Origin of the sequence: Mesorhizobium humile (genome assembly GCF_033977215.1) — a bacterium.
Taxonomy (GTDB): domain Bacteria; phylum Pseudomonadota; class Alphaproteobacteria; order Rhizobiales; family Rhizobiaceae; genus Mesorhizobium; species Mesorhizobium humile.
Window position 1 is genome coordinate 375,463 of sequence record NZ_JAVIIV010000001.1, and the last position, 13,699, is coordinate 389,161.

14 protein-coding genes are annotated in these 13,699 nt (G+C 65.4%); 8 read left to right on the top strand and 6 right to left on the bottom strand.

The genetic code is table 11. The features are described from left to right. Positions 1 to 135 precede the first annotated feature (135 nt). The 3 genes from xylB to RFM52_RS01805 all read right to left on the bottom strand — a co-directional run bounded on the left by xylB (position 136) and on the right by RFM52_RS01805 (position 3,620). A complete protein-coding gene (gene xylB / locus RFM52_RS01795; RefSeq protein ID WP_320294135.1) occupies positions 136 to 1,590 on the bottom strand; it encodes a xylulokinase in 1,455 nt (484 codons plus the stop codon). Positions 1,591 to 1,672: 82 nt separating this feature from the next. Beyond that, positions 1,673 to 2,992, bottom strand: coding sequence for a tetratricopeptide repeat protein (locus RFM52_RS01800; RefSeq protein ID WP_320294136.1), 1,320 nt, complete (start codon positions 2,990 to 2,992; stop codon positions 1,673 to 1,675). Positions 2,993 to 2,996: 4 nt separating this feature from the next. Then, positions 2,997 to 3,620: a LysE family translocator gene (locus RFM52_RS01805; protein ID WP_320294137.1), complete on the bottom strand. Its 624-nt coding sequence runs from the start codon at positions 3,618 to 3,620 to the stop codon at positions 2,997 to 2,999. A 332-nt stretch (positions 3,621 to 3,952) separates the two neighbouring features. Here RFM52_RS01805 and RFM52_RS01810 point away from each other — a divergent pair, with 332 nt between their 5' ends. The 8 genes from RFM52_RS01810 to RFM52_RS01845 all read left to right on the top strand — a co-directional run bounded on the left by RFM52_RS01810 (position 3,953) and on the right by RFM52_RS01845 (position 10,724). Further along, on the top strand, positions 3,953 to 4,621 hold the full coding sequence (locus RFM52_RS01810; protein WP_224610225.1) for a L,D-transpeptidase: 669 nt from the start codon (positions 3,953 to 3,955) through the stop codon (positions 4,619 to 4,621). A gap of 260 nt (positions 4,622 to 4,881) precedes the next feature. Next, a complete protein-coding gene (locus RFM52_RS01815) occupies positions 4,882 to 6,048 on the top strand; it encodes a diphosphate--fructose-6-phosphate 1-phosphotransferase (RefSeq protein WP_320294138.1) in 1,167 nt (388 codons plus the stop codon). Between the two features lie 14 nt (positions 6,049 to 6,062). After that, the gene (locus RFM52_RS01820; RefSeq protein ID WP_320294139.1) at positions 6,063 to 6,809 is read left to right on the top strand and encodes an MBL fold metallo-hydrolase; all 747 of its coding nucleotides are present in this window, start codon (positions 6,063 to 6,065) and stop codon (positions 6,807 to 6,809) included. Positions 6,810 to 6,995: 186 nt separating this feature from the next. Beyond that, positions 6,996 to 8,531 carry a DegQ family serine endoprotease gene (locus tag RFM52_RS01825; RefSeq protein ID WP_320294140.1) on the top strand — a complete coding sequence of 512 codons (1,536 nt, stop codon included), beginning with the start codon at positions 6,996 to 6,998 and terminating at the stop codon, positions 8,529 to 8,531. A gap of 112 nt (positions 8,532 to 8,643) precedes the next feature. Further along, a complete protein-coding gene (locus RFM52_RS01830) occupies positions 8,644 to 9,255 on the top strand; it encodes a molybdopterin-dependent oxidoreductase (RefSeq protein WP_320294141.1) in 612 nt (203 codons plus the stop codon). A gap of 10 nt (positions 9,256 to 9,265) precedes the next feature. Next, positions 9,266 to 10,012 carry a ferredoxin reductase gene (locus tag RFM52_RS01835; protein WP_320294142.1) on the top strand — a complete coding sequence of 249 codons (747 nt, stop codon included), beginning with the start codon at positions 9,266 to 9,268 and terminating at the stop codon, positions 10,010 to 10,012. Between the two features lie 77 nt (positions 10,013 to 10,089). Next, on the top strand, positions 10,090 to 10,323 hold the full coding sequence (locus RFM52_RS01840) for an AbrB/MazE/SpoVT family DNA-binding domain-containing protein (protein WP_320294143.1): 234 nt from the start codon (positions 10,090 to 10,092) through the stop codon (positions 10,321 to 10,323). After that, positions 10,320 to 10,724: a type II toxin-antitoxin system VapC family toxin gene (locus tag RFM52_RS01845; protein ID WP_320294144.1), complete on the top strand. Its 405-nt coding sequence runs from the start codon at positions 10,320 to 10,322 to the stop codon at positions 10,722 to 10,724. The genes RFM52_RS01840 and RFM52_RS01845 overlap by 4 nt, the downstream gene beginning before the upstream one ends. Positions 10,725 to 10,789: 65 nt before the next feature. Here RFM52_RS01845 and RFM52_RS01850 read toward each other — a convergent pair whose 3' ends face one another. From RFM52_RS01850 to RFM52_RS01860, 3 genes are read right to left on the bottom strand one after another with little or no spacing between them, the layout of a single operon-like run. Beyond that, positions 10,790 to 12,262 (bottom strand): nucleotidyltransferase family protein, encoded by a 1,473-nt coding sequence (locus RFM52_RS01850; RefSeq protein WP_320294145.1) that lies wholly within the window; start codon positions 12,260 to 12,262, stop codon positions 10,790 to 10,792. Beyond that, positions 12,262 to 12,939, bottom strand: coding sequence for a glycosyltransferase family 2 protein (locus RFM52_RS01855; protein ID WP_320294146.1), 678 nt, complete (start codon positions 12,937 to 12,939; stop codon positions 12,262 to 12,264). Before RFM52_RS01855 ends, RFM52_RS01850 begins: the two co-directional genes overlap by 1 nt. Next, on the bottom strand, positions 12,939 to 13,691 hold the full coding sequence (locus RFM52_RS01860; protein ID WP_320294147.1) for a glycosyltransferase family 2 protein: 753 nt from the start codon (positions 13,689 to 13,691) through the stop codon (positions 12,939 to 12,941). The genes RFM52_RS01855 and RFM52_RS01860 overlap by 1 nt, the downstream gene beginning before the upstream one ends. Positions 13,692 to 13,699 lie beyond the last annotated feature (8 nt).

Genomic DNA, 13,699 nt, shown 5'->3' on the forward strand with positions numbered 1-13,699 from the left:
AGGGGGGAGATTGATCGTCACGCAGGCCTTCGCCAACCACCAACGTCGAACAAAAGGAGGCGGCGCTGAAGCTGCCAATCTCCCCCCTTGAGGGGGAGATGCCCGGCAGGGCAGAGAGGGGGGCCTCGCGCATAGTCACGCAGTTACCGACCTTACCGCCGGATAAAGCGCGCGATACCTCTGATAGGCATCCGCGAAAGCCCCACCAAGCCCCGCATCCGGCTCGATCGTGGCGTCTGTCGCCGTCGCGGTGCACACGCCGAGCGGATCGGCGCCGGTCGCGGCAATCAGGCCGAGCCGCGCCGCCCCGAACGCGGCTCCAAAATCGCCGTCGGCGGGAATGTCGACCGGAACCTGCAGCGCGGTGGCGATCGCCTTCAGCCAGTAGCGCGAGCGCGAGCCGCCGCCGATCGCGGTCACCCGTGTCAGCGTCGTGCCGGCTGTCTTCAGCGCTTCCAGACTGTCGCGGAAGGCGAAGGCGACGCCTTCCAGCACCGCCTGCGTCAGCACGGCCCGGCTCGATTCATGCGCCAGCCCGGTGAAGGAGCCGCGGATGGCGGAATCATTGTGCGGCGTCCGCTCGCCCGAAAGATAAGGCAGGAAAGTGACGCCCGTCGGCGCCTTCAGCGTATCGCCGAGCTCGCCGGTCAGGTCGCCTGCACTCTTTCCGGTGATTTCCGATAGCCAGTTGAGCGAATCGGTGGCCGACAGGATCACGCCCATCTGGTGCCATGTGCTGGGCAGCGCATGGCAGAACGTGTGCACCGCGCTTTCCGGATTGGGCAGATAGGAGGCGTTGGCGGCGAAGAGCACGCCCGACGTCCCGAGCGAGACGAAGGCGTGGCCGGCGCCGACAGTGCCCATGCCGCAGGCCGAAGCCGCGTTGTCGCCGGCGCCGCCGGCAATTGGAATGCCCGCCGCGATGCCCCATTTCGAGGCGAGCTCGCCGCGCAAGCCGCCGGCCTTCTCAGTGCCTTCGACCAGCGAGGGCATGTGCTTTTCGTCGAGCGACGTCGCTGCAAGCAGTTCGGGCGACCAGCGGCGCTTGCCGACATCGAGCCACGAGGTGCCGGCCGAATCCGACATTTCGGACATGTGCTCGCCAGTCAGCCAGAGCCGCAGGTAGTCCTTGGGCAGCAGCACCTTGGCGACAGCGGCAAAGATCCTGGCTTCGTGTTCCTTCACCCAGGCAAGCTTCGGCGCGGTGAAGCCCGGGAAAACGATGTTGCCGGTGAGCTGGCGGAAACGCGGATCGGCATCGAGCGCGGCCGCCTCGACATGGCTGCGCGTGTCGTTCCACAGGATGCAGGGGCGCAGCACCTTGTCCGATGCATCGAGCAGGGTAGCGCCATGCATCTGGCCGGAAAGGCCGATGCCCTTGACCGCGGCCAGCTCTTTCGGATGAGAAGCCTTGAGTTCGGCAATGGCCGTCTCGCAGGCCTCGATCCAATGCGCCGGATCCTGCTCCGACCAGCCCGGATGCGGCCGCGAGACGTCGAGCGATCCATGGCCGGAGCCGATGACCTTCTGGCCGTCGTCGATCAGCAGCGCCTTGACGCCCGAAGTGCCCAGGTCGAGGCCGAGATACATGATTTCCTCCCAATGCCGTTAATTTTTTCGGATCTCGAAAAAATCTGGCTTGGCCAGTTTTTAGGGCAAGATCCGTCCCGGGTCAATTCTCTGACAAATCGGCGGCGCGCCTCGAGAACAGCGCCGACAGCGGGCTGTCCGGCCGGGCCAGTTGCCGTTCGGCGGTCAATGCCCGCGCGAGCGCGGTATCGCCGGCGCGCAGAGCGGCCTCGATCAGCGTCAGGTCGATCACGTCGCGTTGCGCGTGGCTGCCGCCGAAACGATGCGCGATCGAGCGGATCGGCCGGATCAGCCGTGCCGCCTCGTCGTGCTTGCCCTCGCCGAAGGCCTTGATCGCAAGCGTCAGCGGATGGCCGACATCGCGCGTGAAGGCGGCATTGTCGTCGCTGCCGCGCATCGCTTCGCGCTGCGCCTCGAGCAGCGTCCTGGCTGGCGCCTCCAGCCCCGCGCCGACAAAGGCCATCATCGCATGCGCGTCGTTGAAGGCGTAATTGCCGGCGGCGGCTTTCGGGATCCAGTTGGCGGCAAGCGTCGCCCAGCGGTCGCCGACATCGACGTCGCCGAGGCTGAGGCGCCACAGGATCGCCGAGGCATCGACCATGTTGAGCGCCAAGGTCGAGCGGTCGCCATAGATCGGCCCGTCATAGAGCTTGAGCACCTCGTCGGTTTCGCCGAGATCGTAATGGAACAGCGCCAGATGCCACCAATTGTGGATTTTGAGGAAGCTGTCCTTCGACCACGCGTTGGGATTGGCCCGCATCCAGGCGATGCCGTCTTGTTGCCGGCTTTGCATTTCCATGACGTGGGCTACCGCGTGTTGCGCCCAGCCGTCGCGCGGCTCGATCTCGACGGCCTGCCGTCCAAGCGATTCGGCGCGCCCATAGTCGCCCATTTCCTCCAGCCCAAAGGCCTGCATGCCGAGAATGGCGTGGTAGCCCGGCATATCCTTTTGCCAGGCCGGCAGCGCCCGACCGATGCGGTCGCGCAGCATGCGGGCGTTGCCGGTGAAGAAATCGATCTGATGCCCCACCTGCAAAGCCAGCGCATCGTGCGGACTGTCGATCGCGATATCCTCGAGGATGCGCGCGGCCTCATGCCAACGCCCTTCGGCGAGATGGCCGAGCGCCGCGACATGCGCCTGTTCGCGCGTGGTGCCGGCCAGCGGCTGCGCCGCCACATGACAGGATCGCACGACGGCCATCGCCTCCCTCTCCGTGGCTAGGCCGAACAGATAGCCTTTGAACACATGCGCCATCACGAAGCCGGGATCGTCGGCGATGGCGCGGTCGATCGAGCCGACCGGATCGCCGATGAAGCATTGCAGTTCATGCACGGCCCGGGCGTAGGACGAAAACCCGGCTTCGGTCGCGCCCGAATAGGTGAGGCCGAATGCGTCCTTCATAGCGTCAGTTGGCCGACCGCATCGCCACCGTAGCGATGCCGGCGCCGACCAGCAGCGTGCCGCCGGTGCGGTTGAAGATGCGGATCGCCTTTGGGTTGCGCACGATCGCGCGGGCCCTCGATGCGATCAGCGCGTAGCCGAACGCGTTGGCGAAGGCCAAGGTCAGGAACGTCGTCTCGAAGATCAGCATCTGCGACCAGAAGTCGGCGTGCCGGTCGAGGAACTGCGGCAGGAAGGCGACAAAAAAGGTGATGCTCTTCGGGTTGAGCGCCGTCACCAGCCAGGCATGCGCCATCATCTTTGCCGCCGACACGGCGTCGGTGCGCGGCTCCGCCTTCAGCGCGCCGCCGGCCCGGAACAGCTTTATGCCGAGATAGATGAGATAGCCGGCGCCGATCACCTTAAGCATGGTGAACACCGTGGCCGAAGCCGCGAGCAGCGCGCCGATGCCGAGCATCGACAGCGTCATGGCGGTGAAGTCGCCCAGCGCCACGCCCACCGCCATCGGCAGCGCGGTGCGCCAGCCTTGCCCAAGCGCGTAGGAGACGACCAGCAGGATCGTCGGGCCTGGAATGACGAGAAGGATGGAAGAGGCGGCGGCGAAGGCGGCCCAGTTTTCGAAGGACATTTCCCTGCTCCTTGAGCGCAAAGAAAAGGATAAATCCTGGGGCCGGCGGTAATGTAAAGGGCCTGTTGGAAAAATCTTCGGGGGCCGTGCCGCAGGCCCACTGGCCGCCGCAACGATCCGTTAGGGTTAAGCCCGGCTTCCGCTCTTTCACCCTTTTTCAACCATGCGTGGCGAAAATGCCTGCGATCCGGCCGGACCGTGCTTCCCGCCGGCAGCGTAGGGTTTGGTGCATGCGCGAGTTGCCGCAACGTCTGACGCCGCCTTCCAACGGCGCCGCAATCGATACCGAAATTCAGTTCTCCCGCCGCGCCGTGCTTTCGGGCGCCGGCGCCATGGCGTTGCTCGGCCTGGCCGGCTGCAGCACCACCGACACGCTCGACCTGCCGCAAATGCAGCTCGACAACACCGTCACCGGTTCCGTGCCGCCCATGCGCCCGGCGATCAGCGTCGACAAGAACATCACCGGCCCTGATGTCATGTACGCCTCGCTCACCGATGGCGGCTTCCAGGTGCCGGAGGTGCCGTGGCAGAAGGTCAAGCCGCAGTTTCGCCGTCAGATCGTCGTTGACAAGACCGGCGAGGCGCCCGGCACCATCGTCGTCCATTTGCAGGAGCGCATGCTCTATCTGGTCCAGCCCGGCGGCGACGCCATCCGCTACGGCGTCGGCATCGGCAAGGATGGCTTCCGCTGGTCGGGCCGCGCCAACATCCAGTACGGCCGCGAATGGCCGGTGTGGACGCCGCCGCCGGAAATGATCCAGCGCAAGCCCGAACTGGTGAAATGGCAGGGCGGGCAGCCCGGCGGCCTCACCAATCCGCTTGGGGCCCGGGCGCTGTACATCTACCAGAACGGCAAGGACACCGGCTACCGCATCCACGGTTCGCCCGAATGGTGGAGCATCGGCCAGGCGATGTCGTCGGGCTGCGTGCGCCTGATCAACCAGGACATCATCGACCTCTACAGCCGCGTCTCCAAGAAGAACCCGGTCGTCGTGGTCTGACGCACGCCGTCGGTCGTCTCTTCTGGCGCGTGCCGCCCAAAAACCGCTGAGCATTTTTGCGCGGCAGGCATGAGTTTCTTCCGTTGCGCGATGCCGCAAGACAGGCGAAGGTGCCATGAAAACCTTCGCCTGGAGCCGGATGATTTCAGGTCCAATGGACCTGAAATCTGAATCCGCCTCTACATCAAAGAGATAGAGCATGATGTCGCCCGAAAACCGCTTCTCACTTTTCGGCATCATGCTCTAGGGAGAGAAAAAGCATGGCTGGAACCTTCGTCATCGCGCAGGGCGGCGGCCCGACCGCCGTCATCAACCAGACGGTCGTCGGCGCCACACTGGAAATCCGCAAGCGTCATCCCGGCGCCAAGGTGCTGGGTTCGATCCACGGCGTGCGCGGCATCCGCGACGGCAATTATGTCGACTTGTCAGGCATCCCGGAGGACCGGCTGCGGCTGATCGCCGGCACGCCGAGCGCAGCGCTTGGCTCGACCCGCGACAAGCCGGACGCCGCCTATTGCGAGGTCATCCTCAACGGCTTGAAAAAGGCCGGCGCCGACGCCTTCATCTATATCGGCGGCAACGACACGTCGGGCACCCAGCAGATCCTGACCGATGCAGCCGGAGGCTCGATCGCCTTCGTGCATGCGCCGAAGACCATCGACAACGACCTCGAGGAGAACGACCATACGCCGGGCTTCATCTCGGCCGCCGAATTCGTCGCCGGCGCCTTCCTCTCGGTCGATCTCGATTTCCGCGCGCTGCCCGGCATCTATGTCGGCATCGTCATGGGCCGGCATGCCGGCTTCCTCACCGCCGCCGCGGCCGCCTGGCAGCTCGACCCCGACAGCGGCCCGCATCTGGTCTATGTACCGGAGCGCGCCTTCTCGGCGAAGCGCTTCATCGATGACGTGCGCGAGAAGCTGGACCGCCACAAACGCTGCATCGTCGCCGTCTCCGAGGGCGTCAGCACCGCCGACGGCAAGGCGCTGGTCGAGAGCCTGGTGCCGCCGGAAAAGCTCGAGCGCGACCAGCACGGCAATGTCAAGCTGTCCGGCAGCGACCTGCCGGCAGCGCTGGAGCGGGCTTTGGCCGAAGGCCTGCCGGGCAAGCGCGCGCGGGTCGACGCGCTGGGCTACATGCCACGCGGCTATGTCGGCGCGATCAGCGCCGTCGACGCCAGGGAAGCCTTCGATGCCGGCGCCTTCGCGGTTGCCGTCGCCGGTGAAGGCGGCGGCTCGGTCGCGATCCAGTATGACGGGTCGAAGACCGTGCTGAAGAAGGTGCCGCTGAAGGCGGTGGCCGGCAAGACACGGCATATGCCCGACGATTTCATGAAGCCGGACGCCAACCAGCTTTCGGAAGCCGGCATGGCCTATCTGAAGCGGCTGGTGCCGGAAAAATACAAGGTCGGGAAGCCGTTCGTCTGATGGGCGGTGGCCCGATGCCCGAGCTTGAGGTTGGCGACTGGTTCGGCAAGGCGAAAGTCGATGCCGGCACGACGATGCTGACCGAGCCCTTCGTGCATGATTTCGTGCGTGCCAACATGTGGCACTTGAAAGGTCGCGACGCCGACCTGCTGGTCGACACCGGCATGGGCATCCGTCCGCTGGCACCCGAGATCGACACGCCGTCCGGCAAGCCGCTCATCGTCGTCGCCACGCACATCCATCTCGACCATGTCGGCTCGCTGCACGAATTCCCGCTGCGCATGGGGCCGAAGATGAGCGCGGCGCGGTTCGACGACATGGATGATGCCGTCACCTACGCCTACATGTTCCACAATCTCGACGGCGCCGTCTCGAAGCTGCCGGCGCCGGACTGGAAGGCGGCCGACTACCGCATTCCCTCCGCGCCGCTGACCCGCGCGCTCGACGAGGGCGATATCGTCGATCTCGGCGACAGAAAATTCCGCGTGTTGCATCTGCCTGGACATTCGCCGGACTCGATCGCGCTTTTCGACGAAGCCGACGGCCTCTTCTTCGCCGGTGATGCCATCTATGACGGCATGCTGATCGACGATCTGCCGGATTCGGATCGTACGGCCTATTGCCGCACCATGCAGCGCCTGCTCGACCTGCCGATCCGCATCGGCCATGGCGGTCATGGCCCGAGCTTCGATGCCGCCCGCATGCGCGAAATGGCTTCGTCCTACCTGCGTCGGCGGGAGCGTTTCGTAAGCGCCCTCTGAATTAAATCTTCGTAAGGTCGCCCAAAAACCCTAATTCGGGCCATTCCACGACCTAGATGCTTGTCTGTCGAGACGGCCGGCTGCCATGCACGGCGAGACAGGCAAATCCGGCCATCGGCACGTCGACGGACGATCCCGTGGGAGCGCCCGCGACGCTGGATCAACTCTCGCCCGGACAGAACGACCATGTCACCCTCAAGCATTCTTCGCAGACATCGCGTCGCCGCCCTGCTGGGCGCCGCGCTGATCATTTCGCCCGTCGTCGTTTCCTTCGCCCAAAGCAATGCCGGCCTCAGCACCGTGGCCGCGACGACGCAGACCCCCGTCCCCGGCATCACGGCCCCGAACGGCTCTTTTGCGCCGGTCATCGCCGTTACCAAGCCGGCCGTCGTCACCATCACTTCGGTGATGAAGGCGCAGGCCGAAGATGGTTCGCCGATGGGCGGCAATGTGCCTTTCGACCAGTTCTTCCAGCAATTCTTCGGCGACCAGGGCATGCCGATGCCGAAGACGCCGCCGCAGCAGCAGCCGCAGCGGCAGGAGGCCCTGGGCTCCGGCTTCATCGTCGGCGCTGACGGCACCATCGTCACCAACAACCACGTCGTCGACGGCGCAAGCTCGATCAAGGTGACGCTCGACGACGGTACCGAGCTTCCCGCCAAGCTCGTCGGCCACGACGCCAAGAACGATCTGGCGGTGCTCAAGATCAAGGCCGACAAGCCGCTGCCGACCGTCAAATGGGGCGATTCCGACAGACTGATGACCGGCGACCAGGTGCTGGCGATCGGCAATCCGTTCGGCATCGGCACCACGGTCACCGCCGGCATCGTTTCGGCGCGCGGCCGCGACCTGCATAGCGGGCCGTTCGACGACTTCATCCAGATCGACGCGCCGATCAACCACGGCAATTCCGGCGGTCCGCTTGTCGACGTCAACGGCAATGTCATCGGCATCAACACCGCCATCTATTCGCCCAATGGCGGCAGTGTCGGCGTCGGCTTCGCCATCCCATCGGACCAGGCTGAGAAGGTCGTCGCCAAGCTGATGAAGGGCGGCGACATCGAATACGGCTATCTCGGCGTGCAGATCCAGCCGGTCACCCCGGATGTCGCCAGCGCCATCGGCCTCGATCATCCGGCCGGCGCGCTGGTTTCCCAGGTCACCGACGGGTCGCCGGCGGCCAAGGCTGGTATTGAAACCGGCGACGTCATCACCGGCTTCGGCGGCCAGGAGATCAAGGATCCGAAGGACCTGTCGCGCGCCGTGGCCGACGTGTCGCCGGGCGCCAAGGAAACCGTCGATGTCTGGCGCAAGGGCAAGGCGATGCAGATCTCCGCCGATGTCGGCCGCAACGCCGATGATCAGAAGACCGCCTCGAACGGCAATGAAGGCCGCAGCCCATCGGCCGAACAAGGACTTCGCGTTCCTTCGCTCGGCCTCGGCCTGACCGACCTCACGCCCGATATCCGCGACCAGCTCAATCTTGCCAACAACCAGCACGGCGCGGTGGTCGCGCGCGTCAATCCGGACAAGGCGGCCTCGGCCGCCGGCCTCCAGCCCGGCGATCTTATCGTCGCCGTCGACCAGACGCCGGTGAAGAATGCACGGCAGGCCAACCAGGCGATCGCCGAGGCAGGCAAGTCCGGCAAGAAGTCGGTGCTCTTGCTGGTCGATCGCGGCGATGCGCAGATATTCGTCGCCGTGCCCTTCGCCGCCGGCTGAGCGCGCGTGGCGACCCGCCGGATACTGGCGGGTCGCCACGATTCCTGTTGCCCGCGGCGACATCTTCGAGAACACTGCGCCGATCGTTTCCGCCGGCGCAGGAGATGTCTCGATGGTGACCCGTGGTTTCTTTTCCGGACGGCGTCCTCCTTCCGACACCGACGCGCGCATTCCGCCCGGCCAGTATCTGGAGCAGGGTTTCCCGGTTCTGTCGGCCGGGCCGACGCCGCGGGTGCGCACCGAGGACTGGTCCTTCACCCTCAAGCAGGGGCCGCGGCCGATCAAGAAATGGAACTGGGCAGAGTTCAACGCCCTGCCGCAGAGCAAGATGACGCGCGACATCCATTGCGTCACGGCCTGGACCAAGTTCAACACGCCCTGGCAAGGCGTAATGGTCGACGACATCCTCGCCGATGCCGGCGTCGAGCCGCCGACTGCCTACACGCTGGCGCTGTCTTTCGACGGCTATTCCACCAATGTGCCGACCAAGGACCTCGTCACCGGCAAGGCGATGGTGGCGCTGCTCTATGAGGGCAAGCCGATCACATCGGACCATGGTGGGCCGGCGCGGCTTTTGGTGCCGCATCTCTATTTCTGGAAATCGGCCAAATGGGTGAACGGGCTGCAGTTCACCGAGCGCGACGAACCGGGCTTCTGGGAGCTGCGCGGCTATCACATGTATGGTGACCCCTGGCGCGAGCAGCGCTATTCGAGCGATCCGTGAGCAGCAATCGATGAGCGTCGAGCCATCGCCGCAATCGCCCTGGCAGGCAGCCACGATCGCCCGCATCGAAAAGCGCACGCCGCGCGTCACCAGCTTCTGGTTCCGACCGTCGCGGCCCGTCGCCCATCTGGCCGGGCAGCACGTCGACATCAGGCTGACGGCGCCGGATGGCTATCAGGCGCGCCGCTCCTATTCCATCGCATCGGCGCCGGAAGCAGGTGCTGCTATCGAGCTGGCGATCGAGCGGCTAGACGACGGCGAGGTCTCGCCCTTTTTCCATGACGTGGCCGCCGTCGGCGACGAGATCGAGTTGCGCGGGCCGCTCGGCGGCCATTTCATCTGGCAAGAGAGCGACGGCGGGCCGATCCTCCTGGTCGGCGGCGGCTCGGGCGTCGTGCCGCTGATGGCGATGGTGCGCCATCGCACGCTGCGCAACAATGCGGTGCCCGTTGCGCTGGTGTTCTCGGCGCGGGTCTGGGACGAGGTGATTTTCCGTGACGAGCTGATCGGCCTCGACGATCGCCGCGACGGGTTCGATCTGGTGCTGACGCTGACCCGCGAACCGGCGAGGCGGCCGTCCGATTATTCCCGGCGCGTCGACGCCCGCATGATGGCGCAGGCTATCGAGCGCCTGCCGAAGGCGCCGAAGCTCGCCTATGTCTGCGGCTCGAACGCGTTCGTGTCGGCCGCCGCCAATGCCCTGATCGGCGCCGGCGTTCCGGCGGAAATCATCCGTACCGAGCGTTACGGAGTTTGAATTGCAATTGCGAGCCGTTGAAATTCGATCCAGAAAGTAATACCTTACTTGTATCTGGTATTACCGAGGGGGCGAAGATGGCCACCACCGTTACAGCAAAGGGGCAAGTGACCATCCCCAAACCGGTCCGCGACCTGCTGGGGATCGTTCCCGGAAGCAGGGTCGATTTCAGGCGCGCCGCCGATGGAAGCATCGTGCTGGCTCGTGTCGACAAAAAACGGCCGGTGAGCCGCTTTGCCAAGCTGCGCGGCCATGCTGGTGGGGGACTCACGACCGACGCGATCATGGCTCTGACGCGCGGCGAAACGTGACGCTCGTCGATACCAATGTTCTGCTCGACCTCGTTTCGGACGATCCAAACTGGGCGGATTGGTCTGTTGCGCAGCTTGAGGCGGCAAGTCTCAATGGACCATTGTTGATCAACGACGTGATCTATGCCGAGCTTGCCGTTCGCTACGCCCGCATCGAGGATCTTGAGGCGTTTCTTGATGTGGCCGGTCTTGAGATGACTGCCATGCCAAGAGCGGCTCTTTTCCTTGCCGGAAAGGCATTCACACAGTACCGCCGGTCAGGAGGACACAAAACCAGCCTGTTGCCTGACTTCTTCATCGGTGCTCATGCTGCGGTCGGCCGCCTCCCGCTTCTGACCCGCGATGTCGGCCGATATCGGACCTATTTCCCCTCCTTGGAACTGATCACTCCAGACTCCTGAGCAACTGCCAGGCTGCCCTCGCCGAGCCGCCGACGCCGTAATCAACGCCAGCGGCCCGCCAGGGCTTATCCGGTCGGAGAAAATTTTGCTGAAACGAGCTGGAATGGCAGCGCGCCATAGGTGGCGACGGCCTGCTCGTTGTCCCAGACGCGAAACTGCCGTGACGGCCGTGCCTCCAGCACCAGGGCCTGTCCCGTCCGGTCAAGCATCAGTTTGCCGCGAAAGCGCAACATCCGCTCCCCACCGGAACGACCGATCATCATCGAGCGCAGCCGCGCCACGTGCCGGTCGCCCGCATTGATCTCCATTTCGATGCGTCGCCTGACAGGCGGGACGACGATGCGCACGACGAGATCGAGCATCATCTCGCTGATTTCGCCCTGCGGCTCATCCAGCGCCTGGGAAAGCACGAACGGAGCCGGCGCGCCGGTTGCCTTCGCCGTCATGGACTTCCCGCGCCACACGATGTCCGGCTCGGTCTGCTTCAGCCGGCCTTTCTTGCGCCGCAGGCGCAACTGCTTCGCAAATCCCCGCGACAGCCAGGTCAGCGGGCCGAAATCAGTGCGCGGCTTGGCCTGCAGGACCGACGACAGGCGCGCGGCGCCGCGCCGGTCGGCCATATCCACCACCTTGGTCAGGATGGCCTCCGGCACCGCGATGCCGATCTCCAGCGCAAGGTAGGAAAGCGCCACGGCCGCGGCCACGGCGAGGCCGCGCCTGGCGATGACATCGAGGAATATGCCCCAGTCGACATCGCCGCCTTCGATGGCCACGGCGCAGTCGACCAGCCAGTCGCTATGCGTATGCGCGTCGAGGCCGCCATGCGCGATGGCCAAAGCGATGCGGTCGGCGGGCGAGGGCACGACCACGCCGACGTCGCTGAATTTGGCGGCAATCGCGCGGTGCCAGATCGCCAGGTCGTCCTCGGCATTCTGCTGCGAGCCATCATAGGCGAGCTGGTGCAGGTCGATGTCGCCGTAATTGCCCTTGAAGAAATTCATCGAGCGCAGCGACGCCAGCCTTGTGCGCAGATATTGCGGGGAAACGCCGGTGGCGATCTGCCAGCCGCGGTCGCGCAGCACGTCGAAAGCCGGCTGCATATCGTCGGGCCGTACCAGGATATCGATGTCATGCGCCACGCGCCCGCGCTGCGCGGCGGCGTCGAGCGCGATGCGGCTGGCGCCTTTGATCAGCATCACCGTGCAACCGGCATCGACCATCGCCTTCAGCGCCGGCTCGGCCTCCCGCATGGCCATGCGCGACTTGGTCCACAGCATCTTCTGCAGGCCGACCAGGCGCGGATAGGCGGCGTGGCCGGCAAGCTTGCGTCCGAACCTGTCGGAGATCGCGGCAAGCAACCGGTGTTCCCGGAAGGAGACATGGTCGATGTCGTTCTCGTCCAGCCAGCGTTCGGCGCAAAGGCGCGCCGCCTCTTCGTCGGGCAGAAGCGCTGCCTTGAGCAATTGGTCGAGCGAGCCGGTCGGCCACGACCAGCCATAGTCGGGAAAGCGCCTGCCGATGCGGCGGATTTTCGCCATCAGCTGGAGCCGGCCTTGCTTTGCGCCCGTCGCAGCATGGCGAGCCGTGCCACTTCCAGGTAACCGCGGTCGCGTGCCGCATCGCGCCCGTAGGACAGGCTTCCCGGCCTGATGCGCCGCAGCGCCAGGACGTCAGGCATCATGTCGAGGATAAAACCGCTTTCCCGCGTACGGGCGATCCAGTCGATCATCTCGCCACGGCCGCCTGGCGGGTCGACCATCGGTCCGACGCTCTGCGCGGCCGCCCGGCGTATCAGCATCGTCGAGCGCGACCAGCCGGGCGTCGCGGTCGGGGCCATCGCGGCGGGCTCTCCATCGCGGAAACTGCGTATATGGGTGAAGACCCCGGATGTCGCCGGAAGCCGTTCGAGATGGGCAAGCTGCGCCGCTATCTTTCCGGGCAGCCAAAGGTCGTCGGCATCGAGCGTGGCGATGAAGTGCGTCGACAGCGCGGCGATGCCGCGCGTGGTCGCGCTGCCCGGCCCGGCATTGTCCTGGCGCAAAAGCTTGAGCGGCAGGTCGATGCCGCCGATCGCGGCGGCGAGATCGTCCGTCGAGCCGTCATCGACCACCACGACCAGCTCTGGGCGCGCCGTCTGCGCCGCTACCGACCGCAGCGTCTCGGCGATCGTGGCGCTGGCGTTGTAGGCCGGAATGACGACGCCGTATCCGCTCATCACATGAACCGCCAGTCCGCGAGTTTCTTCAGTTCGAAGATGCCTTCGATCGGCTTCAGCGACGGGTCGGCCCTGCGGCGCTTCATCGATTTGTAGATGGCGCGCATGAACTCGCGCGCCTGGACGTCTTCCTGCCTTGTCATGTTGCCGGCGTGCCGCCGGTAATAAAGCGCCAGCGTGTCCGGCAGCACGTATCGGGGGCCGACCTCGAAGCTGCGCAGCAGGAAGTCCGTATCCTCGGCCTGGGCGAAGTCCTCGTCGAAACTGCCGATCCGGTCGACCAGGCGGCGCGAGAAGATCGCCGCCGAGAGATGGATGCCGCGCACGGTGATGCTGTTGCTGTCGCGGGTTGGTTCGAGCGTCTCGTCGTCGAGCCTGTCGACCAACATCATCCTGGAATAGGTGAGCTCGAGCGAGGGATCCCGCCTGAAAAGGTCGAGGTCCGCCGCGAAGCGCCCGGCTGGCGAGATGTCGTCCGAATCGAGAAAGGACACCAGTTCCGTCTCCGGCCTGAGCCGCCCGAGCCCGCTGTTGCGCGCCCTGGTCACGCCCATGTTTTCCTGCCGGAACAGCCGGATGCAAGATGCTTCGCCCATCATCGAGCGCACCGCTTCGGCCGAACCGTCGGTCGAGCCGTCATCGATGACGATGATGTCGAGGTCGGCGGCGTCGCGCTGCCTGATGAGCGAGCGAAGCGCCGCGCCGACATAGGTCTCGCGATTGTGGACCGGCATGATCACGGAGAGCTTCATCCGAAGCT

Coding starts and splice junctions, on each gene's coding strand:
- xylB (WP_320294135.1), bottom strand. CDS start 1,590: ATGTATCTCGGCCTCGACCTGGGCACTTCGGGCGTCAAGGCGCTGCTG.
- RFM52_RS01800 (WP_320294136.1), bottom strand. CDS start 2,992: ATGAAGGACGCATTCGGCCTCACCTATTCGGGCGCGACCGAAGCCGGG.
- RFM52_RS01805 (WP_320294137.1), bottom strand. CDS start 3,620: ATGTCCTTCGAAAACTGGGCCGCCTTCGCCGCCGCCTCTTCCATCCTT.
- RFM52_RS01810 (WP_224610225.1), top strand. CDS start 3,953: ATGGCGTTGCTCGGCCTGGCCGGCTGCAGCACCACCGACACGCTCGAC.
- RFM52_RS01815 (WP_320294138.1), top strand. CDS start 4,882: ATGGCTGGAACCTTCGTCATCGCGCAGGGCGGCGGCCCGACCGCCGTC.
- RFM52_RS01820 (WP_320294139.1), top strand. CDS start 6,063: ATGCCCGAGCTTGAGGTTGGCGACTGGTTCGGCAAGGCGAAAGTCGAT.
- RFM52_RS01825 (WP_320294140.1), top strand. CDS start 6,996: ATGTCACCCTCAAGCATTCTTCGCAGACATCGCGTCGCCGCCCTGCTG.
- RFM52_RS01830 (WP_320294141.1), top strand. CDS start 8,644: ATGGTGACCCGTGGTTTCTTTTCCGGACGGCGTCCTCCTTCCGACACC.
- RFM52_RS01835 (WP_320294142.1), top strand. CDS start 9,266: ATGAGCGTCGAGCCATCGCCGCAATCGCCCTGGCAGGCAGCCACGATC.
- RFM52_RS01840 (WP_320294143.1), top strand. CDS start 10,090: ATGGCCACCACCGTTACAGCAAAGGGGCAAGTGACCATCCCCAAACCG.
- RFM52_RS01850 (WP_320294145.1), bottom strand. CDS start 12,262: ATGGCGAAAATCCGCCGCATCGGCAGGCGCTTTCCCGACTATGGCTGG.
- RFM52_RS01855 (WP_320294146.1), bottom strand. CDS start 12,939: ATGAGCGGATACGGCGTCGTCATTCCGGCCTACAACGCCAGCGCCACG.
- RFM52_RS01860 (WP_320294147.1), bottom strand. CDS start 13,691: ATGAAGCTCTCCGTGATCATGCCGGTCCACAATCGCGAGACCTATGTC.